Source organism: Halomonas garicola, assembly GCF_055382465.1.
Map to the genome: position 1 here is coordinate 1,080,199 of NZ_AP043931.1, position 24,962 is coordinate 1,105,160.

General features: G+C 66.9%; 17 protein-coding genes. 10 read left to right on the top strand and 7 right to left on the bottom strand.

Annotated features, from left to right (window positions below):
* Positions 1–32 precede the first annotated feature (32 nt).
* The 6 genes from ACZ46Y_RS05430 to ACZ46Y_RS05455 form a co-directional block, all read right to left on the bottom strand.
* Entirely contained in the window at positions 33–7,415 is a 7,383-nt protein-coding gene (locus ACZ46Y_RS05430; RefSeq protein WP_311956591.1) for a type I polyketide synthase, read from the bottom strand.
* Positions 7,412–8,992, bottom strand: coding sequence for an LTA synthase family protein (locus tag ACZ46Y_RS05435; protein ID WP_311956592.1), 1,581 nt, complete (start codon positions 8,990–8,992; stop codon positions 7,412–7,414). Before ACZ46Y_RS05435 ends, ACZ46Y_RS05430 begins: the two co-directional genes overlap by 4 nt.
* Positions 8,985–9,770 (bottom strand): SDR family NAD(P)-dependent oxidoreductase, encoded by a 786-nt coding sequence (locus ACZ46Y_RS05440; RefSeq protein WP_311956593.1) that lies wholly within the window; start codon positions 9,768–9,770, stop codon positions 8,985–8,987. Before ACZ46Y_RS05440 ends, ACZ46Y_RS05435 begins: the two co-directional genes overlap by 8 nt.
* 1 nt (position 9,771) lies before the next feature.
* Positions 9,772–10,971: a capsule biosynthesis protein gene (locus ACZ46Y_RS05445; RefSeq protein WP_311956594.1), complete on the bottom strand. Its 1,200-nt coding sequence runs from the start codon at positions 10,969–10,971 to the stop codon at positions 9,772–9,774.
* Between the two features lie 65 nt (positions 10,972–11,036).
* Positions 11,037–13,058: a capsular polysaccharide biosynthesis protein gene (locus tag ACZ46Y_RS05450; RefSeq protein ID WP_311956595.1), complete on the bottom strand. Its 2,022-nt coding sequence runs from the start codon at positions 13,056–13,058 to the stop codon at positions 11,037–11,039.
* A gap of 124 nt (positions 13,059–13,182) precedes the next feature.
* Positions 13,183–13,782: an OmpW/AlkL family protein gene (locus tag ACZ46Y_RS05455; protein ID WP_311956596.1), complete on the bottom strand. Its 600-nt coding sequence runs from the start codon at positions 13,780–13,782 to the stop codon at positions 13,183–13,185.
* 304 nt (positions 13,783–14,086) lie between these two features.
* Here ACZ46Y_RS05455 and rfbB point away from each other — a divergent pair, with 304 nt between their 5' ends.
* From rfbB to ACZ46Y_RS05495, 8 genes are all read left to right on the top strand, one after another.
* Positions 14,087–15,157 (top strand): dTDP-glucose 4,6-dehydratase, encoded by a 1,071-nt coding sequence (gene rfbB / locus ACZ46Y_RS05460; protein ID WP_311956597.1) that lies wholly within the window; start codon positions 14,087–14,089, stop codon positions 15,155–15,157.
* 66 nt (positions 15,158–15,223) lie between these two features.
* Positions 15,224–16,129, top strand: coding sequence for a dTDP-4-dehydrorhamnose reductase (gene rfbD / locus ACZ46Y_RS05465; protein WP_311956598.1), 906 nt, complete (start codon positions 15,224–15,226; stop codon positions 16,127–16,129).
* A complete protein-coding gene (rfbA, locus tag ACZ46Y_RS05470; RefSeq protein WP_311956599.1) occupies positions 16,119–17,003 on the top strand; it encodes a glucose-1-phosphate thymidylyltransferase RfbA in 885 nt (294 codons plus the stop codon). Before rfbD ends, rfbA begins: the two co-directional genes overlap by 11 nt.
* Positions 17,004–17,140: 137 nt before the next feature.
* On the top strand, positions 17,141–18,061 hold the full coding sequence (locus ACZ46Y_RS05475; RefSeq protein ID WP_311956600.1) for a hypothetical protein: 921 nt from the start codon (positions 17,141–17,143) through the stop codon (positions 18,059–18,061).
* Positions 18,062–18,165: 104 nt separating this feature from the next.
* Complete coding sequence (locus ACZ46Y_RS05480) at positions 18,166–18,882, top strand: response regulator (protein ID WP_311956601.1); 717 nt, start codon at positions 18,166–18,168, stop codon at positions 18,880–18,882.
* Positions 18,879–20,240 carry an ATP-binding protein gene (locus ACZ46Y_RS05485; RefSeq protein ID WP_311956603.1) on the top strand — a complete coding sequence of 454 codons (1,362 nt, stop codon included), beginning with the start codon at positions 18,879–18,881 and terminating at the stop codon, positions 20,238–20,240. Before ACZ46Y_RS05480 ends, ACZ46Y_RS05485 begins: the two co-directional genes overlap by 4 nt.
* Positions 20,241–20,301: 61 nt before the next feature.
* Positions 20,302–20,991, top strand: coding sequence for a c-type cytochrome (locus ACZ46Y_RS05490; RefSeq protein WP_311956604.1), 690 nt, complete (start codon positions 20,302–20,304; stop codon positions 20,989–20,991).
* On the top strand, positions 20,988–21,968 hold the full coding sequence (locus ACZ46Y_RS05495) for a c-type cytochrome (RefSeq protein ID WP_311956607.1): 981 nt from the start codon (positions 20,988–20,990) through the stop codon (positions 21,966–21,968). The genes ACZ46Y_RS05490 and ACZ46Y_RS05495 overlap by 4 nt, the downstream gene beginning before the upstream one ends.
* 212 nt (positions 21,969–22,180) lie before the next feature.
* Here the strand turns inward: ACZ46Y_RS05495 and dsbG are convergent, their stop codons facing one another.
* The gene (gene dsbG / locus ACZ46Y_RS05500; RefSeq protein WP_311956632.1) at positions 22,181–22,936 is read right to left on the bottom strand and encodes a thiol:disulfide interchange protein DsbG; all 756 of its coding nucleotides are present in this window, start codon (positions 22,934–22,936) and stop codon (positions 22,181–22,183) included.
* Between the two features lie 291 nt (positions 22,937–23,227).
* On the opposite strand from dsbG, the gene nrdR reads away from it, so the two are divergent.
* Both nrdR and ribD read left to right on the top strand, forming a co-directional pair.
* On the top strand, positions 23,228–23,725 hold the full coding sequence (nrdR, locus tag ACZ46Y_RS05505; protein WP_311956609.1) for a transcriptional regulator NrdR: 498 nt from the start codon (positions 23,228–23,230) through the stop codon (positions 23,723–23,725).
* A 4-nt stretch (positions 23,726–23,729) separates the two neighbouring features.
* Positions 23,730–24,905: a bifunctional diaminohydroxyphosphoribosylaminopyrimidine deaminase/5-amino-6-(5-phosphoribosylamino)uracil reductase RibD gene (gene ribD / locus ACZ46Y_RS05510; RefSeq protein ID WP_311956611.1), complete on the top strand. Its 1,176-nt coding sequence runs from the start codon at positions 23,730–23,732 to the stop codon at positions 24,903–24,905.
* Positions 24,906–24,962 lie beyond the last annotated feature (57 nt).

Consider the following 24,962-nt stretch of genomic DNA (forward strand, 5'->3'; position numbering starts at 1 on the left):
GTCGTGTGCCCGTTGATCGTAATGCCCGTTGGTCAGCTGTCATCCAGCGTATCGACGCCGTGGCGCTCGGCCAGCGTTTCCAGGGCCTGGGCGTTTTCCGTTGTCTCCTCGCCGTCGCCTTTCTGCTGAATCCTCTGCTGTAGCACCGTGGCCAGCCGGGCCACGGTCGAGGCTTCGCCAAGCACCATCACCGGAAGCTGAACGCCCAGGCGGCTTTCCAGCGCGGTCATCAGCTCGACGCCCATGAGCGAGTCAAAGCCCATGTCGTAAACGGAGCGATCGACGTCGATGCCGCTTTCGTCAAGCAGCAGGATACCGGCAAGCTCGGCGCGCAGCACCTCCACCAGGGTTGCGTACTGCTCGTCCGGCGGCAGCGTCAGCAGCAGGGCGCCGATATCCTCCCGGGTCTCCTGACCGGGGGCATCATCCCCGGTGCGGGCCAGCTCGTCAAAGCGTGCGGCCCGGGCGGTGGGCAAAAAGCGCGACAGCGCGCCCCAGTCAAGCTCGAGCACGCCGAGGCTTGCGCTGTCGGCCAGCAGTACCTGTTCGAGTATCGCCAGCGCCTCGTCGGAGTGCAGGGCATGGCCGCCCAGGCGCTCCTGCAGCGCCTCCCGGGTGCGGGCGTTGCGTGCCAGAAAGCCAACGTCTTCGATCGCGCCCCAGCGCACGCCGGTGGCCGGCAGCCCGGCCTGCCGCCGCGCCGCCACCAGCCCTTCCAGCCAGTGGTTGGCGGCCACGTAGCTCGCCTGCCCGGGGTTGCCGAACAGCGTGGTGGCCGACGAGTAGGCCACGAAAAAGTCCAGCGGCAGAGCGCGCGTCAGGGCGTCCAGGTGCCGGGCGCCGTCGATCTTGGGGGCAAGCACGGCGCTGAGCGTTTCGGGTTCAAGGTGGCGGACGAGCCCGTCCTCGATCACCGTGGCGGCGTGGACGACGCCGGCCAGGGGGCCGAGCTCGTCCTGGCCGCGCTGGATAACGCCGGCCAGAGCGTCGCGGCAGGTGACGTCGCAGGCCTCGGCGAGCACCTCGACGCCCTGGCGGGCAAAGGCGGCCAGGGCGGTTTGTGCCTCCTCGCTTTGCGGGCCGCGGCGGCTGAGCAGAATCAACCTGCGCGCGCCCTTGTCGACGAGCCACCGGGCGGTTTTCAGGCCAAAACCCGAGAGGCCGCCGGTGACCAGGTAGCTGGCATCGGCCGACAGCTCAAGCGAGGTAGCGGCTCGGCCGGTGGCGGGTTGGCTGGCGGGCGCTTGCGCCCGGGCATCATCGTAGGTGACCACGACCTTGCCGATTTGCCGGGCCTGCTGCATGTAGCGGAAGGCATCCACCACCTGAGGGTGGGCAAACCGGGTATACGGTAGCGGGTGCAGCGTGCCGTCGTTGAACAGCGCCATCATCTCGTTGAACAGCCGCCGGGTCAGCTCGGGCTGGACCTGCATCAGCTGGTCCGAGTCGATCCCGAAGTAGCTCAGGTTGTTGCGAAACGGCCGCAGGCCGACGTGGGTGTTGTCGTAGAAATCGCGCTTGCCCAGCTCCAGAAAGCGGCCGAAGGGGCGCAGCACGCGCAGGTTCTGATTGATCGCTTCGCCGGCCAGCGAATTGAGCACAACGTCGACGCCTGCGCCCCGGGTGTCTTCGAGCGTGTCTTCAAGAATATCTTCGGCAAAGGTGAGCGAGCGCGAGTCGTAGCGCCGGGTAATGCCCATTAGCTGTAAAAAGTCGTGCTTGTCCGGGGAGCCGGCGGTCGCGTAAATCTCCGCGCCCAGCCAGCGGGCGATCTGCACCGCGGCAATGCCCACGCCGCCGGCGGCGCCGTGGATCAGCACTTTTTCGCCGGGCTCTAGCCGCGCCAGGTGTTTGAGTGCGTAGTAAACGGTAAAGAAGGCGGTCGGAATCGTCGCCGCCGCGGCGTAGCCGATGTGCTCGGGTAGGGGGGCGACGCTCTCGCGCTTGGCGATGACCCGGTCGCTGAAGCTTGCCGGGCCGAAGCCGACTACGGCCTGGCCGGGGGTCAGATCGGTGACGCTCGCGCCTGCGCGGACGACTTCGCCGGCAAACTCCAGCCCCAGCGTCGGCCCGGCAAAGCCGTTTTCGATCGCTTCATCCGCGAGCAGCCCCAGGGTGTACATGACGTCGCGGAAGTTGAGGCCGGTGGCTTTGACCTGCACTTCGATATCGTTGGCCTGCAGCTCGGGCAGCGTCTGCGGCTGCCACGTCAGGTTGCGCAGCTGGCCGGGCATACTGAAGCCCAGCGCCATGGCCTGATTGGACGCCGCCGGGCCCGCGTGGGGCGCGTCGCCGGGGGTCGGCCGCGTGCGCAATCGGGTGGCAAAACGCTCGCCGCCGGCGGTGATCACCAGCTCGTTATTGTCGTCCGGGGCGAGCAGCGTAGCGGCGCAGATCGCCAGGGCCTCGGCGGTCAGGGCGGCGGGGAGGTCCAGCAGCATCACGTCCTGGCCCTGAGCCTCGTTGGCCAGGGTGCGGCCAAAGCCCCAGAGCGCGGCGTCGTCGGAAACGGCCGGCGCGCCGTCAGCCGAGTCGCTTTCGCCCCAGAGCGCGGCAACGCCGCGGGTGGCTAGCCACAGCGTCGACTGGCGAGCGGCATCGCGGTCAGACAGTTCTTCCAGCGCCAGCATCCATTGGCGAGCGCGCAGGCAGCGCCCAGCCGGTTCGGTTGCTGGGCCGGTAAGGTCGAGCACGTGCAGGTCGTCGGTGAAAGGCGGTGAGCCTGCCAGCGCCTCCGCCGGGGTCGCGCCGGTCGCGGCGAGGCTGGCGCTAGCGCCCCGGCGGCGCAGCGCCTGTGCCAGCTGCTCGGCTTCCCCGGCCCGGGGCGCGTCGGCGCACAGCAGGTAGTGCCCCGGCTCGGCGGCGTCTGCCGGGAGATCCGGGGTTGCTTCGGGCAGCTGCGCCTGCAGCAGGTACATGCCGGTATCGCCGTTTTCCAGGGGCACGGGGGCGGCGACCGTCATGCCGCTTTGCCGCAGCCACTCGCTGACCGTGGCAAGTTCCGGCGGCGCCTGGTCGATGCCGGGGGTGGCCAGCACGGCGTCCAGCCAGGCGTGGGGGTGGCTTCCCAGCACCATCAGCTGGGCTCCGGGGGCGAGCAGCTCGGGCAGCCGGACGATCAGCTGCCGGCTGGCCTCGGGCCGGGTCACATCGACGCTCAGTAGCGCAAGCTGAGCCCGCTGCGCCGGAGCCAGCGAGGGGAGTTCGTCGTCGCCGGCCGCGTCGTCCAGGCTGTGCTGGTCGATCAGCGGAAAGCGCTCCTGCAGCTGTTGGGCCTGGTGGCGGGCGCTATCGTGGGTGGTGACGGCGCGGTAGTGCCAGGCGTCGGACGCCGGCGACAGGCGCTCGAGCAGGCGCTGGCCCAGCAGCGGGGCGCAGGGGCCGGCCTCGAGCAGGGAGAGCCGCTGGCCGTTCGGCAGGGCAGCAAGCGCGCTCTCAAGCAGCTCCCCCAGGGCGTCGCTGAGCACCTGCCAGCCGCGCTCGCCGGGAATCGCGGCGCTGAGGCGGCTAAGCTGACCCGGGGTAATTCCCAGGGTGTCCAGCGTCCGGGTGCCGCGCGCCAGGGCGTCGCGGTGCAGGCCCAGCCGCCCGGTTAGCTGGGTCAGGGCGAAGTAGTCGGGGTAGTCGCGCACCAGCAGCTGCCAGATCTCCTCGGGCGGCAGCGCCTCGTCCTCGCCTTCCAGGGTCAGCCCCTCGCCGGAAAAGGCGTCGCTCAGGCTGTCCAGCAGCGGCGCGACTTCCCGGGAATAGCGGCTTTCGGTGCGCTCGGCGTAGGCGGTGCTCAGGGTCAGCAGTTTGGCCAGGGCGGCGTCATCCAGATCGAGCGGCGCGGCGGTCAGCGGCGCCGGGGCGAGCACGACATCCAGGTAGCGGATCGGGGTCCGATTGGGCCGCGCCAGGCGTACGGCCTTGAAGCGCGCTTCGCTGACTGCGGCGACGCAGTTGCCCCGGGCGTCGAACAGCCAAAAGTCGGCGCTGAAGGAGTGGGGCGACCGGCGGCGCATGATGGCCTGGGCCAGCACCGGGGGGCCGGCGTCCAGGTTTGTTTGAATGCGCTCGAGGCGCACCGGGACAAAGGCCAGCGGCTCCCCGGCGGCGTCGTTCTGCTCCGCCAGCAGCGGAATAAACAGCTGGAAGGCGCTGTCCAGAAGCCCCGGATGCAGGTGAAGAGTTTCCTGCTGGGCGCGCATGGCGTCGTCCAGGGCCAGCTCGCCGATGACGCTGTCGCCTTCGACCCAGCCGTGGCTGAGCGCCTGGAAAGCGCCGCTATAGTGAAGCCCAATACGCTCGGCGAGCGCCAGGTGGTCGGCGCGGGTGAAGTCCGGAGCGCGCCCGGGAAGCGCGGGCGGGCGGCGCTTGAGCAGCGCGCCGCGGCTTTCTTCCAGGCGCCGGGCAACGGCGTGGCGCTGCCATTCCCGGCCTTCGGCGGGCTCCCGGGAGGCGATGCGCATACGGCCGTCGGCCGGGTCCAGGTGCAGCCGCACCCTGCGGCCGTGGGCGCCGTCCAGCAGCAGCGGCGCGAGGATGTCGAGCGCTTCCACGTCGATCAGCGCCGCCGCGGACTCCTGTCGCACGGCGGCCAGCGCCAGCTCGACAAAGCCGGCGCCGGGAAAGACCGCGCCTTCGCCTACGACGTGGCCCGCAAGCCAGGGGAGGCGCTGGGTATCGAGCTGGCTTTCCCAGGCGTTGTCCTGCTGAGCAAGCGGGTAGCCCAGCAGCGGATGTTGATAGTAGCGCTTGAGCTGCCCCAGGCTGTCCGCGGTATCGGCAACCCAGTGGGACGTTCGCTGCCAGGCGTAGTGCGGCAGCGCGACGCTTTTCCCCGGGACGGGGAAAAAGCGCCGGGTATCCGGCACGCTGCCGCTTAGCAGCAGCTTGCCCAGGCTCTCCCGCAGCGCCAGGGGGCCGTCTGCTTGGCGTACCAGGGTGGCGATGACCTGGCCGCTCTGCTGCTGCTCGTGCAGCGCTTCGCTGAGGTAGCGGCGCAGGATCGGGTGCGCGCCCACCTCGACAAAAACGTTGTAGCCCTGCTGCACCAGGCTTGCCGCGGCCGAATGAAACAGCACCGGCCGGCGGATGTTGTGCCACCAGTAGCGGGCATCCAGCGCGGTGCCGGCCAGCGCCTCGCCGGTCACGGTGGAGATGAACGGCAGCCGCGTTGCGCCGGGGGCAAGGCCGTCCAGCGCCCGGAGCAGGCCTTCGCGGGTGGGGTCCATAGCCGCGCTGTGAAAGGCGTAGTCCAGCGGCAGCCGTCGGGCCACGATGCCGCCGTCGTGGAGGCGCTGCTCGAGCACCTTGAGCGCGTCGGCCGGGCCGGCGAGCGTGACCCCCTTGGGGCTGTTGATGCCGGCCAGGGCCACGGCGCTGAATTCGGGGTCGTCAAGCCACTCGCGTATGGCCTCGGCGCCCAGGGCCACCGCGGCCATGGCCCCCGTGCCCCGGGTGGTCTCCTGGTAGTGGCTGCGCAGGTAAATGACCCGGACCGCATCGGCGAGGCTCAGCGCTCCGGCGGCCCAGGCGGCGGCCACTTCGCCGACGCTGTGGCCCGTGACGGCAGCGGGCTCGACGCCCTGGTGCGCAAGCCACTCGGTCAGCGCGACCTGGAGCGCAAAAAGGGTAGGCTGGGCGATATCGGTATGGTCCAGGCGCTGGCTGCCTTCGCCCTGGCCGTCGTTACGGCCTTCAAGCTCGGCGCGCAGGGAAAAGCCCGCGTACGGCTGGAACAGCGCGTCAACGCAGTCAAAGTGCTCGCCGAACACGGCGTCGTGATCCAGCAGGTCGCGGCCCATGGCGGCCCACTGGCAGCCGTTGCCCGAATACACCAGTACCGGGCCGGCGGGGGCAGCCAGGCGTTCGCCGCGAACCACGGCGGCGTTAGCGGTATCGCCGGCGGCGAACCGCTCCAGGGCGTCCGCCGCCTGGTCGGCGCTGCGGGCAAAGCACAGCGCCCCGTGGGGCAGGTGCTCGCGGTGGTGGCTCAGCGAATAGGCCATGTCGTAAAAGGCGTCCGGCGAGCGGCGCAGCGTCTCGGCCAGGCGCTCGGCATTGGCGCCGAGCGCCGCCTGGCTGCGGGCGGTCACGCGTACCGGCAGCGCCTCCGGCACCTCGGCAGAGGGCGCTTTCGCAGCCGCTGCCGGCGTATCGGGGGCGCTGCGCAGGATCACGTGGGCGTTGGCGCCGCCAAAGCCGAAGGAGTTGACGCCGATCACCAGCTCGCCCCGGGGCTTCAGCGGCCGCGAGGCGGTGACGATATCCAGATTCCAGTCGTGGACGTGGATCGCCGGGTTGAGCTTTTGAATGCCGATGGTGGCGGGCACCCGACGGTGCCTCAAGCTGTAGAGCGCCTTGGCCATGCCGGCAACGCCCGAGGCGGTTTCCAGGTGGCCGAGGTTGCTTTTGACCGAGCCGATGGGGAGCGGCCGCCGGCGCTGCTGGGCCAGCGCCTCGCCAATGGCGCGCGCCTCGATCGGGTCGCCCACGGCGGTGCCCGTACCGTGGGCTTCGAGGTAGTCGATATCGTCCGGGGCAATGCCTGCCTGCCGATACGCCTGGCGCATCAGTTCGCTCTGCGCGGTAGGGTTGGGCACCGTCAGGCCGTTTTTATGGCCGTCGGTATTGACCGCCGTGCCGGCGACCACGGCGAGGATGCGGTCGTTGTCGGCAACGGCCTGGTCGTAGTCCTTCAGCACGAAAAGCCCGCCGCCTTCAGAGCGCACGTAGCCATCGCCGCTTTCATCGAAGACCCGGCAGCGCCCGGAGGCGGACAGCATGCTGGCCTTGGAGAAGACCAGAAAGCCGAACGGATGCAGGTGCAGGCTGATGCCGCCGGTCACCGCCATGGAGATGTCGCCGTTGCCGATGGCCTGGCAGGCCTGGTGGAACGCCACCAGCGACGAGGAGCAGGCGGTATCCAGGGTGAAGCTCGGCCCGTGGAGGTCAAGCACGTAGGAGAGGCGGTTAGCGACAATGCTCGCCGTGTTGCCCGTGGCCGACGAGGCCTCCAGCGCGGAGAGATCGTCGGTCATGCGGTAGGCGTAGTCCAGGCTGGCCACCCCCAGGTAGACGCCGCACTGGCTGCCGCGCAGGGCTGAGGGCGGGATGCCCGCGTCTTCAAACCCTTCCCAGGCAAGCTCGAGCATGATGCGCTGCTGGGGGTCCATGTGGGCCGCTTCCCGGGGGGAAATGCCGAAAAAATCCGCGTCAAAGCCGCTGACGTCGCCCAGGCTGCCGGCGGCAAAGCTGACGCTGGTGCCGGGATGGCGGCGATCAGGATGCCAGAAGGCCTCCTGGCTCCAGCGGTCGGGCGCGACCTTGGTGACGAGATCCTTGCCGTCTTGCAGGCCTTGCCAGAACGTCTCTGAAGCGGTGCCGGGGAAGCGATAAGCGGCGCCAATAATGGCAACGCGTTTGTTCATAAATCGTTCTCGATATCGACGTTTTTATAAGCGGGTGACGGGGCCCCGGCGTGGCGGAGCAGCGCGCTGCCAAGCGCCTGTGCCGCCAGCCGCGAAGGGGCGGCCTTTGCCTCGGCGGTTTGCCGGGTTGACCATACCATATACGGCGTCTCGCCGGTGGGCGGCGAGTAGTAGGCGTAGGCCTTCGGCAGAATGGGCACGTGGTCGCCGTAAAAGCCGAGCAGGCCGGGCCGGGGCGCCTGGATAAGCGCTCGGTTGAGCGCGCCGAGCATGGCGTCGGCTTCGCGCAGGTGGCGCAAATAAACCGCAAGGCTACGCTGATGCTCGGGCAGTGGCCAGCCGGCTCCGGGCAGCGTGGCCGCCAGCAGGTCACGACGGGGCGGCTCAAGCTCCAGCGGGCCGTGGTTTTCCATGGTAATAACAAACACAAACAGCGGCGCCTCGGTGTGCTCGGCAAGCAGCTGCGCCACTTTTCGGGCGACGGCGGCGTCGCCGATGTACTGGCCGTTTTTATCTGCCGCGCAAAACGCCCGGTCGTCGATAAAGGTATCAAAGCCCAGGTGGGGCATGACCCGGTGGCGAAAGTAAAAGCGCGCCGGGTAGGGGTGCACGCAAACGGTGCGATACCCGGCCGCTTTGAACGCGGCGGCAAGGCCGGGGAAGGGCCGGCGTGCCAGGTAGCGATAGGGGTTGAACTGGTGAATGCCCCAGTCGGCCGGCGCTATGCCGGTCAGCACGGCGCACTCGGTGCGCACGGTGTTGGCCCCCCAGGCGGGAACGTCAAGCGTGCCGTGCTGCCGGGCTTGGCGGCAGGTGTCGTCCCACTGGGGCAGCACGCCCCGGGCGACGTCCGGGCACCAGGTTCGCGGGTCGGAAAACGATTCGTTTTGTACCAGTACCACGTTGGGGCGATCGGTGGCAGCAAGCTCAGATAAAGGCGACGCGCCGGCCGCGGCAAAAGGCGAGGCGCTCGCCGGCGGCGGCGCCTGGCGCAGCAGTGCTATGCCGTACGCCCACAGCGAGGCAAAGAGCCCTAGGGTGTCAAGGTCGCGCCGGGGGTAAAGCGTCAGCTTGGGCAGGCCGGCAACGCCGGCGGCGATGAAGGCGGCACCGAGGGCGCAGAGCGCAAGCCCTGTCGCCAGAAAGGTCGTTAATCCGGCCGCGTATAGCCAGCTAACTTCCAGCAGGAAAAACGCGGCGATGGCGATCAGTCCGGCCAGGCTGGCGCCGACGGCCAGAGCAATACCGAAAAACGGCACGTACAGGCGCGGGTGGCGGATGGCATCAACGAAATACTCGAAGTCGTGGCAGATGAAGGGTTCGTTCAGCGTGCGCGACTTGGTATTGCTGGACTGTACCACCACGAGCTGCAGCGAAAGGAGGGTCACCGTGGCGAACCAGGGGCGCTGGAGCAGCAAGAAGGCAATGCTCCAGAGCAAACACCAGCTGCCCAGGTGGACGGCGCCGGCCGCCGCGCCGCGCCGCCAGAAAGGCCGGGGGCGGGGTATAAGCAGCGCTTCCACCACCAGGGAGCCTGCGAGCCCCATGAGCAGCGGCCCCAGCGGCAGGCTACTCATCGCCGGCGCCCGGCAGGCGGTGGTAGCCCAGGCGCTTGAGCAGCCGCTGAGACAGACCGGCGGGCAGCAGCCCCAGCCAGCGCGCTCCCCAGTTCAGCCAGAAGGGAAAGGCGATACGTGCCCGGTTGGCCCGGATGCCGCGCTGAATGACTCGGGCGGCGCGCGTCGGCGGCCACTCGTCGGGCTTGGGGCCGGGCATGGCCTGACACATGGACGAGGTCACATAGCCCGGCATGACCACGCTGACGCCGATACCAAAGGGTTTTAGCCAGCCGCGCAGCCCTTCGGCGTAGGCCTTGATGCCGGCCTTGCTGGCGCTGTAGGTCGGGGTGGTGGGCAGGCCGTACCAGGCCGCCAGCGAGCTGATGAACACGAGCTGGCCGCTGCCCCGGGCGCGCATGGGGGGCACGAAGTGCTGGGCCATGGCCACGGGCACGGCCAGGTTGAGCGCCAGCACGGCTTGGGCGTCGGCGGCGGGCTCAAGCTCACCGGGCGCCGAGGGATGGGCGTTTTTGCCGGCGCAGGCAATGGCAATATCCGGGACGGCAGCGGCGGATACCTCGTCCAGCCACAGGGACAGCGCCGCGGGGTCGGTGAGCTCGGCGCAAGACGTGCTGACCCGGGCACCCTGGCAACGGCAGTGGCGGGCGAGCGCTTCAAGCGCGTCCTGCCGGCGGCCGTGCAGGATCAGGTGCGTGTCAGGCGCGGCGTAGCGTCTGGCCAGGGCGCCGCCGATGGCGCCGGTGGCGCCGGTAATCAATACGGTGGTATCGGGCATGTCAGATAACGTCTTTGGGCATGGTGAGGCCGAGCTGCTCAAGCGGGGAGATCCGGGACGTCAAACGGCTGGCGGCTCCCTCGACGGCCAGGTCAATGCCCGGCTGGTTATAAAAGCCGCCGTTGATTTGGGTGGCGTGCATGACGGTGCGCCGGAAGCAGGCAAACAGCGCGGCCGATGGCGGCGTCGGCGCGCCCCAGAAGGCGTCCAGCGAGCCCTGAAACGTAAGGCCGGGGAGCTGATAAATCGGGTCGCCCAGGGCGATGGTCGGGCAGCCCTGACCCAGCGAGACAAGCCCCGTGGTGCTGTTGACGGTGACGGTGCCGGCCGCGTGACGCGTAATGCGATTCAGGTCGCCCGACTCGAGAAACACCACCCGCCGCTCGAGGGCGTACTCCCGGGCGAGCCGGTTGACCAGCCGCTCATAGCCGCATAGCCCCTGATCCAGCGGATGGTTCTTGATGCACAGCATGGCCTGCTCGGGGGCATGGCGGGCAAAGGAGGCAAGCGTGGCGGCGATGACCTCCTGCATGTTGGCGTAGGCCGAATGGTCGCGGATCTGGGCGTCGGTGTTGAGCTGCAGCGGCAGGATAAAAAACGGTCGGCGGCTCAAGAGCAGCGCGCGAATGCGATTATGATCCTTGATTCGGCGGTAGCGAAGCCAGGTAAAGCGGCGTATATAGCCGATATATTCCTGGGGGGCGTTAAGCGACGAATGGTTGCGGTAGTGGGGGGCCACCAGCGGATTAGCCAGGCCTGCCAGGTGATAGCAGACGTCGTGCAGCGCGCGAACTTTAAAGCGTGAGGTAAAGCGCCTCGGCGCTGCCGGCCTGGGAAGCGTCGCCGCGACCTCGCGGAACCACGCCGGGTCCCGGGGGAGCAGCGAGTGGCCGTTGACGCCTTCGCGCTCGAGCGTAACCCAGAACGGACGAAAGTAGCCTTCCTCGAACACATGGGTGCGTACGCCGGCGCTCGGCGCGTTTTCCACTGCCGTGCGGTGAACCGGGCGGCGGTCGCCAAAGACAATCTGGTCGGTAACGCCGTAGCGCTGCCATAGCGCTTGGACATAGTCGCCCAGCGCCTCGCAGCGGCCGCGAAAGAGGTGCCGGTGATGCCCTTGGCGCCCCCAGTAAACGATATCGCCGGCGTTGAAGTGCAGCTTGATCACCCGGTGGCCGTCGTGCTCCAGGCGTGAGGCCAAACGCGCATTAAAGGGCGAACAAACGCCCTGTAAAAAAAGAAATGTGCGCGTAGCGGAGGCCAAATTCAGTACCTTCGGGTTAATAAGCGGCGATACAGGCGGTAGCCCTGCTGCTGCCAGCTCAGACGGGTCGGCTTTTGCCGGGCGATTTCGAGCAGAGCCACGGTGGTTTCGGCGTTGCACAGCTGCCCGGTGGCCGGGTCCACATAACCGGGGTAAAGGATCAGACTGCCGGCGACCAGGGCGTCCAGGTCCAGACGGCGGGTGCGCCGGGGGCAGCGCATATGATCCTGGGTGAGCCCCCAGCCGGCGTAAAACGGCAGGCCGTAGGTATGCACGCAGCGGCCCCGCAGCAGCGCTTCAAAGCCGGTAAGCGAGCTCATGGTATGGACGCTATCCACGCGCTCGAGCAGGCCGGCGATCTCCGCGTCGCTGACGTCAAGGTCGTAAAGCCGGCCGGCGTGGCGGTCCAGCTCGCCCAGGCGAATGCCGGATACTACATCAGGGTGAGCTTTATATAAAATACAGGCGTCGGGTCGCGCCAGGCGAACGGCCCTGAGCAGCGCGCTGTTGGTGTTGATTTCCGGCGAGCCGGCGGCAACGGAGGCATCGCTTTCGACCTGGCCGGGTACCAGGACCAGCTCCCGGTTGTCGGGGAACGTGGGCGGCTCGTCCCGGCCGGCGGTCAGGTTGTATTTGGACAGCTTCAGCGCCACCAAACGCTTTCGCAGCGCCCGGGCGCGCTGCCGTAATTCATCGTCGAAGGTAGCGTTATTGAGCAGGGTTTCCAGGTCGCTTGGCCGGCGCGGGTCGTAATAGATGCCCTGGCGGTCGAGCACCAGCGAGAGCGGGCGCGCCAGGTCCAGGCCGAGCCCGGCCGAGCGGATAAAGCCGTCCTCCATGCGCCAAAGCGGCGCCTGCAGGCGGCGGGCATGGTCGATGAGGGAGGCATCAATGCCCGACGACCAGGCCAGAAGCGGCGCCCGGGAGGCCGGCAGCGCCTGCTGCCGGAGATAATGCGTCCGGGGATAGTGGGTCAGCGTGCCGGCGTCGCCGAGAAAGGCATCGACAAAGCCGCGTTTCCAGCCGGAAAAGCCCCAGGCCAGCCAGTGCCCTCGGCCGCGTTCGCGCTGGCGGCGCTGGTCGGCAATCAGCGCAATGGTCTCGCGCAGCGTTGACGCCTGCCCTGTGTAGGGGTTGGCGTAGCGGCAGTAGCGCAGGTACGCCGCGGCGAACATTTCGGCTAGCGTGCGCTGCCGGCGTCGGCGGGCACAAGTCTGGGCATCATGGGTAAGCCCCCAGCCGGCATAAAACGGCAGGCCGAAACAGTGCACTCGCTTGCCGGCCATAAGGGCTTCAAACCCCAGCTGGCTGGTCACCGTATAGACGTCATCGACCTGGTCAAACAGCGCCCAGGGGTTGACGTCTTCGCCGATCACCCGGCAGCGCGGATGCGCCGTAGCCGACTGCAGGTGGCCCTGCCGGGTGCCGGCAATGACGTCGGGGTGCGTCTTGATCAAAAGCGTGGCGTCGGGATGGCGCGCCATGGCCGCGTCCAGCATGGTGTGGAAGGTGTCGGCGTCGGCCTGGCCGTAGGTAATGGAGGCATCGCCCGCGGTTTGGTCGACCAGCAGCACGCGCGAGGCGGGTAGGTGGTCAAGGGTGGCCTCGGGGACATGATTGTATTTGGACAGCCGGTAGCGGCGCAGCAGGGTCATGCACCGCTCGGCCTCGGCAAGCTCGGCGGCCGAAAATGCGGCCTCGTTAAGGCAGGTCTCCAGGTCCGAAGGGCGCGAAGCGTCGTAGTAAATGCCTTGCCGGTCGACGACCAGGCTATGCGGCTGATAACCGTTTGCCGCCGGTGCCAACGAGCGCAGAAAACCGTCTTCAAGCGCGACGTAGGGAAGGCCGTGCTTCTGCGCGTAGTCGCGCGCCCGGCGAGCGGTAGGCTTGAGTCCCCAGCCGAGCACGTAGTCGGCCGCCTGGCCCGGACGGTGGCGGCGCAGCGCGAATTCGGGAAGAAACGTCGCAAGGGCACGAATCTTGCCGATACCCGAAGAGAAATAGCACGCGGTCGGTAAGGCCATCAAGGCGCCCGAAAAAGCAGAGACAAAAAATGCCGGCCCCCGGAATGGGGGCGCGGCACTGTTGGTATAGCTCGTGTGATATAGCTCGTGCTTCCGGCGAGAGCCGGCAGCGAACGACTGCTTATCAGAAGCGGTAGGTCAGACCGGCGCCGACTGTGACGGGGTCCAGACGGACGGTGCCGCTGCCGCTGCCACCGGGCGTTTTCCAGTCGACGTCGGCGTCAACGTCGGACCAGCGGGCGTAGCCGGTGGCGCTCAGGTTATCGATGAGATTCAGGTCAACGCCGACCTGGCCGACGACGCCGTATTCGTCATCGATATCGATGTCGTACGGGTCGACGGCGTGAATGTTAGAGTAGCGAGTATAGTTCATGCCCACGCCGACGAAGGGCTGTACGCGCGCTTCTTCGATGCCGCCCAGCGGGTAGTAGTTGAGCAGCAGGTTGACCGGCATGCGCTTCATGGTGCCCAGGTCGTTGCTGGCCAGGCCGAAGAAGTCGTGCTTGACCTTTTCCCCGATACCCAGCTCAACGCCCATCTTGTCGTGGAAGAGGTAGCCGCCGGAGAGGTAGAAGGCGTTCTCGTCGGAGATGTTGTCGGTGGTAATATCAGCTTTCTCGAAGCTGCCGCGGACATAAGTATCGCCCGCCTGGTAGGCCATGGCCGCCTGGCTGGCGAGAACGGTAGTCGCTGCAACGGCGAACATCAACTTGGTCTTGCGCATGGAACAACCTCCTGAAAGGGCGATCTTTGAATGGTGCATTGGCAATAGTGCTGGGTAAATTCGTGCACCGGAAAAAAGAGAGGGAGCAAGGTCCCTGCAAGGGTACTGCTGTATTGTAGTGAACAGTGTTTGCAATTGCCAATCAAAAGGATGTTGGGCAGTCGGATTTTGGATGGAGGGTCACACTGCCGGAGAATGACGGCCGGCAAGATCCGAGGCAATAATGCTATGCTACGCGATTTTTCATTATCAACCTGCACGTGCACTGCGTGACGAGGTATTGACGGTTTCAAGGAGCAGAGCGTTGAAAATCATTGTCACCGGCGGGGCGGGGTTTATCGGCTCGGCCGTGGTGCGCCATTTAATCAATGACACGGGATATGGCGTCGTCAACGTCGACGCGCTGACCTACGCGGGCAACCTGGAGTCGTTGGCCGGCGTGGCCGATAGCGAGCGCTACGCGTTTGAGCGCGCCGATATTACCGACGCGGAGGCCATGGCCCGGGTGCTCGCCGAGCATCGCCCCGATGTCATCATGCACCTGGCGGCGGAGTCCCACGTGGACCGCTCCATCGACGGGCCGGCGGCGTTCATGCACACCAATATCATGGGCACCTATACCTTACTCGAGGCCGCCCGGCTCTATTGGCAGGGCTTGCAGCAGAGCGCGCCGGAAAAGGCCGCCGGGTTTCGCTTTCATCACGTCTCCACCGATGAGGTCTACGGCGATCTGGAAGACCCCGACGAGCTGTTTACCGAAGAAACTTCTTACGCACCCAGCTCGCCGTATTCCGCGAGCAAGGCAAGCTCGGATCATCTGGTGCGCGCCTGGCAGCGGACCTTCGGCCTGCCGGTGGTGCTGAGCAACTGCTCCAACAACTACGGGCCTTACCACTTCCCCGAAAAGCTTATTCCGCTGATGATCCTCAACGCCCTGGCGAGCAAGCCGCTGCCGGTGTACGGCAACGGCCAGCAGGTGCGCGATTGGCTGTACGTGGAAGACCACGCCCGGGCGCTGGTCCGGGTGGCGCTCGAGGGTGAAAACGGCGAGACCTACAACATCGGCGGCCACAACGAAAAAACCAACCTGGAAGTGGTGCATACGCTGTGCGACCTGCTCGACGAGCTGGCCCCGGGGAGCTCATTGAGTCAATCGCCGTACCACGAGCTGATCACTTTTGTGGCCGATCGCCCGGGCCACGACCTGCGCTACGCCATCGATGCCGGTAAGATCGAGCGCGAGCTTGGCTGGCGCCCGGCAGAAACCTTTGAGACCGGCCTGCGCAAGACCGTGCAGTGGTATCTGGATAACCGCGAGTGGTGGCGGCGCGTGCAGGACGGCAGTTACCAGGGCCAGCGCCTGGGCGTGCTGTAAAGCTCTGGAGGTACGATCAATCAGGTTCGCTGTAACGAATCTGTGGTAACGGAAGGATCATGTCGTATGCAAAAAATATTAGTGACCGGCGGCAGCGGCCAGGCCGGTTTTGAGCTGCGCCGCCAGCTGGCGACGTTTGGCGAAGTGCTGGCGCCCGCTCGCGCCGAGCTGGACCTGACCGACGCGGCAGCGGTAGATATCTGGCTTCGGCGCCACGCGCCGGACCTGGTGGTCAACGCCGCCGCCTACACGGCGGTGGACAAGGCCGAGGACGAGCCCGGGCTTGCAAGGCGGCTGAACGCCGAGCTGCCCGGCCAGCTGGCAACGTACTGCGCCCGGCACGGCAAATGGCTGGTGCATTACTCCACCGACTACGTCTATTCCGGCCTGGGGTGCTCGCCCTGGCAGGAAGATGCGCCCACCGCGCCGGTGAATACCTACGGCGAGACCAAGCGCGACGGCGATGCGGCGGTAGCCGACAGCGGCTGCGACCACCTGATTTTCCGGACCAGCTGGGTATACAGCGCCACCGGGCGTAACTTCGTCAATACCATGCTGCGCCTGGGTGCCGAGCGCGAGGCGCTGAGCGTGGTGGCCGACCAGGTCGGCGTGCCGACGCCCGCTCGGCTGATTGCGCAAATCACCGCGCTGGCGCTGGGCCCCTGGCCGCGTACCGGCAAGGCCGCCATAGACCGCGGCGTTTATCACCTTGCGCCCCGGGGCGAGGCCAGCTGGCACGACGTCGCCGTAGCGACCTTTGATGAGGCCGCCGGGCTTGGCATGCCGCTTACCGTTACGCCCGGGGCGGTTGCGTCTATTGCCACGGCGGATTACCCCACGCCGGCCCAACGGCCGCTTAACTCGCGGCTGGACATCACCAAACTGGAGCAAGCGCTGGGCGTTACCCTGCCGGACTGGCAGGCACAGCTGGCGCTGACCGTAGAAGAAACAAGGAATCAACATGCAGCGTAAAGGCATTATTTTGGCGGGCGGCAGCGGCACGCGGCTGCACCCGATTACCCGAGGGGTTTCCAAGCAGCTGCTGCCCATCTACGACAAGCCGATGATCTACTACCCGATCTCGGTGCTGATGCTTGCCGGTATCCGCGAGATCCTGATCATCTCCACGCCGGAGGATTTGCCCCAGTATGAAAACCTGCTGGGCAACGGAGAAGCCTTTGGCGTGCGCTTTGAGTATGCCGTGCAGCCAAGCCCGGACGGCCTGGCCCAGGCGTTCCTGATTGGCGAAGACTTTATCGGCGATTCCCCGGTGTGCCTGGTGCTTGGGGATAACATCTTCCACGGACAGCACTTTTCCGAGCAGTTAAAACGCGCCGCGGAGCAGCCCAGCGGGGCGACGGTGTTTGGCTATCTGGTCAACGATCCGGAGCGCTTCGGAGTGGTGGAGTTCGACGCCGACGGCCGGGCTATCTCCATCGAAGAGAAGCCCGAGGTGGCAAAGTCGCCTTATGCGGTCACGGGGCTTTACTTCTACGACAACGACGTAGTGGAGATTGCCCGAAGCGTTGAGCCCTCCGAGCGTGGCGAGCTCGAGATCACCAGCATCAACAACGCCTATCTTGAGCGCGGCGATCTTAACGTGGAGCGCCTGGGTCGCGGCTTCGCCTGGCTCGACACCGGCACCCACGATAGCCTGCTGGAGGCCAGCCAGTACGTGCAGACCATCGAGCACCGCCAGGGGCTGAAGGTGGCCTGTCTGGAGGAGATTGCCTGGTCACAGGAGTGGCTGAGCGATGATGACCTGGCCGCCGCGGCGAAGGCGCTAAAAAAGACCGGTTACGGGCAGTATCTCAGGCGTCGCTTGCAGGCAGGAGAAGGGTTCTAGCCGCGCTCCGGCATCTCCGCCCTGGCGGCTGTTTGTGTGCCGCCGATGGGCCGCGAGACTTTCGAGTGAATCCTTTATTAGCATGTTAATATTGGGGCTGTAAGTATCGATTAGACCCAGAGTACAAGAGGTGGCAGGTGATCAAGTTAAAGCCGTCGGCGCGACCCGGCAGAGCCCCCCGGGCCCCGGCAGGCGATGCGGCGTTTGCACCGCTTTACGATCCCAGTTTGCGCTGGCCGGTGCGCCGGGCCTGGCTGGAACTTTTTGTCCGTGAGGGCGTGCAGGCAGCGCTGGGGATGCCTCTTGAACGCTTGCTGATGGGGGCTTGGCTTGGTCATGTGCCCGGCCATGCGGCGGTTGAGCAGCTGGGCCTGCCGCGTCGTGCACTGGGCGAGGCAATGGGCGAGGCGCTGACGCTTAACGTGCGCCCCCGGGAGCTGATCCAGAGCGTGCGCTGGGGCCCCATTCCCCGCCGCAAGCGGCCGTCGTCGGTAACCTTCATCTGGAACGGCGAATGGGATCAACACCGCGGTGATCTGCGCCAAAGCTCGCGCTATAAGTTGATCAGCGAGCTTGATACCCAACGCGATGCGCTCACTCAAACCCGGCGCTTTCGCGAGCTGGCCTCAAGGCTGGCCGAAGGGCGCCCCTGGCAGTCGCATCAGCAGGGCGTGCTGCTCAACTCTCGGGCGCGTATTCTGACCTATCTGCAGGCGTATTTGGGCTTTCTCGACGATATGGCCGAGCACGGCTTTAACGCTGCCCGGGGCAAGGATGCCCTCGGCGTAGCGGTGAGCCGCGACGGGAGGCTGTTAAAAATTAATCGCGGCCTGCATCGGCTGGCCATGGCTCAGTATCTGGGGCTTGACACGGTGCCGGTGCAGGTACGGGCGATACACCGCCAGTGGTGGGCGCGAGTGGTGGGTAACGCTCATGGGGCAGAGGCGCTTGAGCGCCTGCGCATGGCATTGGGCCAGTGCGTGCCGGAAAGCGCCCCGGGGTTGGAAGGGGAGACGCTGCTGGCGCAGGACTTTCGCTGGCCGGCGCCCAGAGGTTGAGCTTTTGCCGGCGTCCCTGGCTTGTACCCATGCCGGAGCCTGGCCGCGCTTAACCTCCACTTAATTCTTGTTTGCCATGCTCGGGCCAACTGAGGGGGCCACCTATGCACGTACTGCTGGTCGAGGACGACGCCCTGGTAGCGTCGGGCATCCGCGCCGGACTGGAAACCTTTGACTTTGTGGTGGATGGGGTAGCCACCATCGCCGAGGCGCGCCGGGTGATGGCTTCCATGCAAAGCGATGCGGTCATTCTTGACCGCGGCCTGCCCGACGGCGACGGCCTGTCCCTGGTGGAGGAGTGGCGTGCTGCCGGGGTACCGACGCCGGTGCTGATTCTCACCGCCCGGGATGCCGTGCGCGACCGGGTGGACGGCCTCTCCGGCGGCGCCGATGACTACCTGGTCAAGCCGTTCGATCTGGACGAGCTGGTGGCCCGGCTGTACGCGCTGCTGCGCCGGGCGGCCGGGCGTGCCAGCGGCGTTCTGCACCACGGCGAGCTGAGCCTTGATCCCACGGCCCGTCGGGTGTGCGTGGGCGGCAAGCCGGTGGCGCTTTCCCGCCGGGAGCTGGTGCTGCTGGAGGCCTTTATATACGCGCCGCGCAGCGTGCTGTCGGCCGGGCAGCTCAAGGACAGCCTTTATGGCCTGAACGACGACGTCGAAAGCAACGCCCTCAACGTTCATATTCACCACCTGCGCCGCAAACTGGGCAGCGGCGTGATTGAAACCGTGCGCGGCCTGGGATACCGCCTGGGCCGTGCCGATGCCGTAGCGCTACCGGATGCCGCCAGGGAGGACCGGCCCAGAGGCCCATCGCCATGAGTCTGCGCGCGCGCCTGCTGCTGACGCTGGGGCTTGCGCTTGCCCTGTTCTGGGCAAGCGCCGCTGCCTGGCTGGCCAAGGATCTGGAAGACAAGCTGGTGGAGACGCTGGACCAGCGCCTGGCGCAGTCGGCGCGCATGGTGGCGGGGTTGATGCTGCAGCTGCCGCCGGAGGTGTGGCAACAGGCCGACCGCCGTTCGCTGTCGATCCCTGCCATCGAGGGGCTGGCCTGCCAGGTGCACTCGCCCAAGGGCGAAATCATGGCGCGGACCCACAGCGACATGCAGGGCGTGCTCGATTCCCAGGAGCCGGGCCACGCCTACCGCCGCCAAGGCGACGTGACCTGGCGAGTGTTCACCTACCGGCGCGGCGGGCTGACGATCACCACCGCCGACCGCATGGACGAGCGCAACACGCTGATGAGCGGCGTGCTGCGGGTCGCGGTGGTGCCGTTCATTGTCGCGCTGGTGGGCAGCTTGCTGGCCCTGTGGGTCTCGGTATGGCGCGGGCTAGCACCGCTTGCGCGGCTGCGCGAATCACTTGCCCGGCGCGACCCGGAGACGCTTGCGCCGGTGACGCTGAAAGGGCTGCCGGCGGAGCTTCGCCCGCTGGTGGCAACGCTCAACGCGCTGCTCGCCCGAGTGGAAGAGGCGTTTACCCGGGAGCAGCGCTTCACCAACGACGCCGCCCACGAGCTGCGCACCCCGCTGACGGCGATCAAGACCCACGTCCAGGTGGCCAAGAAGGTAAAGGGGCAGGCCGCCGCTGAGGCGCTGGACTACGCCGAGCAGGGTATCGTGCGGCTCAATCGCACGCTGGATCAGCTGCTGCTGCTGGCCCGGGTCGAGGGGCGCAAGCCCTGGCAGAAAGAGTCCTGCGCCGTCGTTGCCGTCGCCGAAAGCGCGGTGGAAGATACCGGCCAGCCCGAGCGCGTCAAACTGCCCGACGAGTGGCCCCGGGCGCAGCTGCTGATGCCGTACGAACTCGCGGTGACGGCGCTGCGCAACGTGCTCGACAACGCCCTGCGCCACGGCCCGCCGGAAACGCCGGTGTGGCTGGACGCCCGCTGGGTGGACAATAAAGCCGCAGACGCCGTCCCCGGGGCGCCCGGCCCCGGGGAGGCTGCCGAGCTGGCGTTCTGCGTACGCGATGAAGGCGCGGGGCTTTCCCCCCACGGGCTGGCCCGGCTGACCCGGCGCTTCTGGCACGACAGCCGCGCCGGGGGCAGCGGGCTGGGGCTTGCCATTGTGGCTGCTATTGCCGAACGTTTCGGCGGCCGGCTGGCGTTCCATAGCCCCGCCGGCGGAGGCCTCAGCGTCGAACTGATTGTGCCGGCCGTGCCCCCTGACCGCGGCTAAACGGCACCGTAGAATCCCGGCAAAGCACTGCCGGGCAAACAATAATGCAAGGGAGACCGTGATGAACAAGAAGATGCTTAGCGGGCTTGGCCTGCTATTGGGGGCCGGCGTCTACGCCGGCGCCGCCACGGCGCTGGAAGGCGATCCGGAGCAGGGTGAGGAGGTGTCGCGCGTCTGCGTGGCCTGCCATCAGGCCGACGGCATGGGCAAGAACAACCCTGATGCCGAGTCCTGGCCGCGACTTGCCGGGCTGCCGGAAGCGTATATGGTCAAACAGCTTCATGACATGAAGGCCGACAAGCGCCACAACGCCAGCATGGCGCCCATTCTCGGTACGCTTGATGATCAGGATATGGCCGACGTGGCGGCTTACTATGCCGGGCTTGAGCCCTGGCCCGAGCTGCCCACCGCCTATCACGCCGCTGATTCGGACGATGACGCCGAGTGGCTGGCCGAGCGCGGCGACTGGGAAAACGGCAGCTTTATTCCCGCCTGCAGCCAGTGCCACGGCCCCAACGGCCAGGGCGTAGGCGATAGCTTTCCGCCGCTTGCCGGGCAGCACGAAGCCTACCTCAAGACGCAGCTCGAACACTGGCGCAACGGCCAGCGTCATAACGATCCCAACGAGCTGATGGCCGGCGTTGCCAACCGCCTGGACGACGACCAGGTCGAGATGATTGCGGAATACTACGCCACGCTTCCCCAGCGCCTGGAAGCGCGCGGCACCGAGCAAGAGGAGAGCGCCCAATGAACCTGCCCAAATCCCGTTGGCTCATCACCGGTGGCGTCGTTTCTGTGCTGAGCGCCTCGGCGCTGGGGCTCTCGCTTGCCGCGCTGGCCCAGGACGACGACGTCGAGCGCGACTATCAGATCCAGCTGCCCGAGCCGCCCGAGGGCGAAGTGACGTTCACCCCGCCGGCGGAGTCGTCGCTTGGTGACGATCAGTATGACGAGATGGTGCGCCGGGGGCGCGACCTCTTCATCAACACCCAGTCGCTGCGCGGCGAAAACGTGTTCAACGAACAGAACTGCGCCAATTGCCATCTGGATGCCGGCCGCCTGGCGCACTCTGCGCCCATGTGGGCCGCTTACGGTGTCTATCCCGCCTATCGCGGCAAAAACGACATGGTCAATACCCTGTCAGACCGTATTCAGGGCTGTATCACCTACTCGATGAACGGCAAGGCGCCGGAGGAGGGCAGCGACGTGCTGGTTGCCCTGCAGACCTACCTGCACTGGATGGCCACCGAAGCGCCCAACAATACCTCGATGCCCGGGCGCAGCTACCCGACGCTCGACGACCCGGAGAAAGAGCCCGACCGCGAGCGCGGCGCCGAGGTTTACGCCAACCAGTGCGCGGTGTGCCACGGCGACAGCGGCGAAGGCCAGAAGGTCGGCGAGCGCCAGGTATTTCCGCCGCTGTGGGGTGACGGCGCCTACAACTGGGGTGCGGGTATGCACCGGGTCAATACCGCTGCCAACTTCATCCACGCCAATATGCCGCTGAGCAAGTCGTACTCGCTGAGCGAGCAGCAGGCCTGGGACGTCGCGGCCTTCGTCAACAGCCACGAACGCCCCCAGGACCCGCGCCGCCGCACGGTGGATTCGCTCGACAAGACCCAGGAGCTGTTCCACCAGCACCAGGGCTTTTACGGCAAGGAAGTCGACGGCAAGCGTTTGGGGGACCACGAAAACTTCGGCGAACACCCCGACGGTATCGACGACTAAGCCGCTTTGCTTGCCGGCACGATCAACCCCGCTGCCATTGGTAGCGGGGTTTTTTGTGGATACGCGTTTCGGCGGGCCTTTGGCGAACCTGTGAGAGGCTGCTGAAGTTGAGGAAGAGAAGCTGTTGAGCCTGTGTGAAAGCACTGAACTTGTAGGAGGGCGGCTATGTCGCGCGACGGGCGCCGTCAGGCGCCCTGGGGTTGCGTTTCGGGTTACTGGGGTTTTTCACTGCCCATCATCTTGACCAGGGCGTCGTCGGCGGGCATGCCCTGTACCCGCTCGATGCGGGTGCTGCCTTCGTCGGTTTGGCGCTGGTAGGCGCTGGTCGGAGTGGCGTAAAGCCCCAGACCTTCAAACAGCTGGTTGTTGGCGTACACTTGCTCTTCAAACTTCTCGGGCTGGGCGCTGGGCGTTACGGCCTCGCCCTGCTTCTGCTGGCGCAGAGTAGCGGAGGGGTCGTCCGAGGCGAGGATGGTAGCGGCCTTGGCCGGGCTGTCGGCGGCGAGAATGCCGACCATGATATGGCGCATCTGGACCTTGCCGGCGTCGACCCAGGGGCGGGCGGCTTCCCACAGCTGCTGGCAGTAGGGGCAGTTGGGGTCGGTAAAGGTATAGATGATGCGCGGAGCGTCTTTATCGCCGTCCTGAATCCAGTGGCTGTCTTCCAGCAGGCTCCAGGTCTTGGCCTCCAGCGGTGCGCGAACATGCTCGTCGAGCTTGGGCTCGGTGAGATCGTTGCCGTCGGCGTCCATCAGCGTCCCCACGATAACGTGGTCGCCGTCCGGCGTGAGGTAGGCGGCCATCTCTTCCCCCTGGGGGGAGCTGGCGCCGTAGCCGGTCAGCCCGCTCGGGGCGTCAAAGCGCTCGTGGATATCGATGCCCTGCTGGGAGAGCGCCTGCACCGGCGCAGGCAAGGGTTCGTCGGCCAGGGCGGTGGGGCTTACTGCCGCCATCCCGATGGCGGTCATACTTAGCCCGCCCAGCAGGCGCGCTGCCAGCGCGGTGCGCAGAGTGCTGTCGCTGGGAGTACGCTTGAATCGTGGTGTCATGTTGGTGGCCTTTCACGGTGGTTGCCTTGGCGGTATTGGGTTATTAACAGAAGGCGTCGATCGCCGCCAGTCTGGCAGCGCCGGATTAGGGCCGAATTAGCTTGCCGACGGGTAAAGTGCAAGAAATACTGCAGATTATGTGCCAAATCGTTACACTGGCCGGCCCATGTTCCACCGGTAAAATGTCTTGCTGAATCAGGGTAGCCTTTAATGCATTGCCCCTTTTGTGGTGATCACGACACCCGCGTTTCCGATTCGCGCCTGGTGGCCGACGGCGATCAGGTGCGCCGCCGCCGCCAGTGTGCCCGCTGCCAGGAGCGCTTTACCACCTACGAAACCGCCGAGCTGCTGATGCCGCGGGTGGTGAAATCCGACGGCTCCCGGGCGAGCTTTGACGAGCACAAGCTGCGCGCGGGGATGCTGCGCGCGCTGGAGAAGCGCCCGGTCAGCGCTGAGGCCATCGAGGTGGCGGTGGAGCGCATCCGCCAGACCCTGCGCTCCCGGGGGGATCGCGAGATCGACGCCCGGGACATCGGCGAGCTGGTGATGCAGGCGCTGGACGATCTTGACCCGGTGGCCTATATCCGTTTTGCCTCGGTGTATCGCAAGTTCCAGGACTTAAACGAGTTTCGCGCCGAAATCGACCGCCTGGCCGGCGCCTCGGAGCGTCACGCTGCCGACCGCAGCAATTCGAGTGGGGAGAGCTAGCCCCATGGTGCACTTTTCTGCCGCTGACCACCGCTATATGGCCCGGGCGCTGCGCCTGGCCGAGCGCGGGCGCTATACCGCCGACCCCAACCCGCGAGTGGGCTGCGTCATCGTCGGCGAAGACAACGCGGCGTCGACTGTCGTCGGCGAGGGATTTCATCGCCGGGCCGGCGAGGCCCACGCCGAAGTCAACGCCCTGGCGGCGGCCGGCGAGCGCGCCCGGGGCGCCACCGCCTACGTCACCCTGGAGCCGTGCTCCCACACCGGGCGCACCGGCCCCTGCGCCAAAGCGCTGGTGGATGCCGGCATCGCCCGAGTCGTTATCGCCATGGAGGATCCCAACCCTCGGGTCAGCGGACGCGGCGTGGCGCTTTTGCAAAGCGCCGGCGCGGTCGTGGAAACGGGGCTTTTGGTGGACGACGCCCGGCAGCTGAACCCGGGCTTCATTGCGCGGATGGAAACCGGCCGCCCCCTGGTGCGGCTGAAAATGGCCATGAGCCTGGACGGACGCACCGCCATGGCGTCGGGGGAGTCCCAGTGGATCACCGGCCCCGAGGCCCGCGCCGAGGTGCAGCGCCTGCGCGCGCGCTCAAGCGCAGTGCTGAGCGGGGTGGCGTCGGTGCTCATGGATAATTCGCGGCTGACGGTGCGCGCCGCCCAGCTGGGCCTGGAGAGCGCCGACGAGGTGGCACGCCGCCAGCCGCTGCGGATCATTGTCGATTCTCGCCTGCGCCTTCCCCCGACGGCGGCCTGCCTGGCCGAGCCCGGGCGCACGCTGATCGCGACGGTTCCCGGCCACGGCGCCGAAAAGCGCACCGCCCTTGAAGCTGCCGGCGCCGAGATAGTGACTTTTGACGCCGGCGCCGACGGCCGGGTGAATCTGGCCGCGCTGGTGGCCCACCTGGCCGAGGCCGAGGCGGTCAACGAGCTGCTGGTTGAAACCGGCGCCACCCTGGCCGGCGCCATGCTGGATGCCGGGCTGGTCGACTCGCTGTGGCTATTCATGGCGCCGACGCTGCTGGGCGCCGATGCCCGGGGCGCGTTTGCGCTGCCGGGACTTGAGCGCATGGCCGACCAGCGCCGGCTCAGGATTGACGACGTTCGCGCCGTGGGGCCGGACTGGCGCATTATCGCCTCGCCGCTGCCGGCTGGCGCACCGGGCGATACCAAGGTACCCTGACGCGCGGCTGTTGGCGCAGGCTGTCGCTCCGGCAGGTTGACGTTTTCGGCATGGCAA

Coding starts and splice junctions, on each gene's coding strand:
- ACZ46Y_RS05440 (WP_311956593.1), bottom strand. CDS start 9,770: ATGCCCGATACCACCGTATTGATTACCGGCGCCACCGGCGCCATCGGC.
- ACZ46Y_RS05480 (WP_311956601.1), top strand. CDS start 18,166: ATGCACGTACTGCTGGTCGAGGACGACGCCCTGGTAGCGTCGGGCATC.
- rfbA (WP_311956599.1), top strand. CDS start 16,119: ATGCAGCGTAAAGGCATTATTTTGGCGGGCGGCAGCGGCACGCGGCTG.
- ACZ46Y_RS05455 (WP_311956596.1), bottom strand. CDS start 13,782: ATGCGCAAGACCAAGTTGATGTTCGCCGTTGCAGCGACTACCGTTCTC.
- ACZ46Y_RS05495 (WP_311956607.1), top strand. CDS start 20,988: ATGAACCTGCCCAAATCCCGTTGGCTCATCACCGGTGGCGTCGTTTCT.
- ACZ46Y_RS05485 (WP_311956603.1), top strand. CDS start 18,879: ATGAGTCTGCGCGCGCGCCTGCTGCTGACGCTGGGGCTTGCGCTTGCC.
- ACZ46Y_RS05435 (WP_311956592.1), bottom strand. CDS start 8,992: ATGAGTAGCCTGCCGCTGGGGCCGCTGCTCATGGGGCTCGCAGGCTCC.
- nrdR (WP_311956609.1), top strand. CDS start 23,228: ATGCATTGCCCCTTTTGTGGTGATCACGACACCCGCGTTTCCGATTCG.
- ACZ46Y_RS05430 (WP_311956591.1), bottom strand. CDS start 7,415: ATGAACAAACGCGTTGCCATTATTGGCGCCGCTTATCGCTTCCCCGGC.
- ACZ46Y_RS05450 (WP_311956595.1), bottom strand. CDS start 13,058: ATGGCCTTACCGACCGCGTGCTATTTCTCTTCGGGTATCGGCAAGATT.
- ribD (WP_311956611.1), top strand. CDS start 23,730: ATGGTGCACTTTTCTGCCGCTGACCACCGCTATATGGCCCGGGCGCTG.
- rfbD (WP_311956598.1), top strand. CDS start 15,224: ATGCAAAAAATATTAGTGACCGGCGGCAGCGGCCAGGCCGGTTTTGAG.
- ACZ46Y_RS05490 (WP_311956604.1), top strand. CDS start 20,302: ATGAACAAGAAGATGCTTAGCGGGCTTGGCCTGCTATTGGGGGCCGGC.
- dsbG (WP_311956632.1), bottom strand. CDS start 22,936: ATGACCGCCATCGGGATGGCGGCAGTAAGCCCCACCGCCCTGGCCGAC.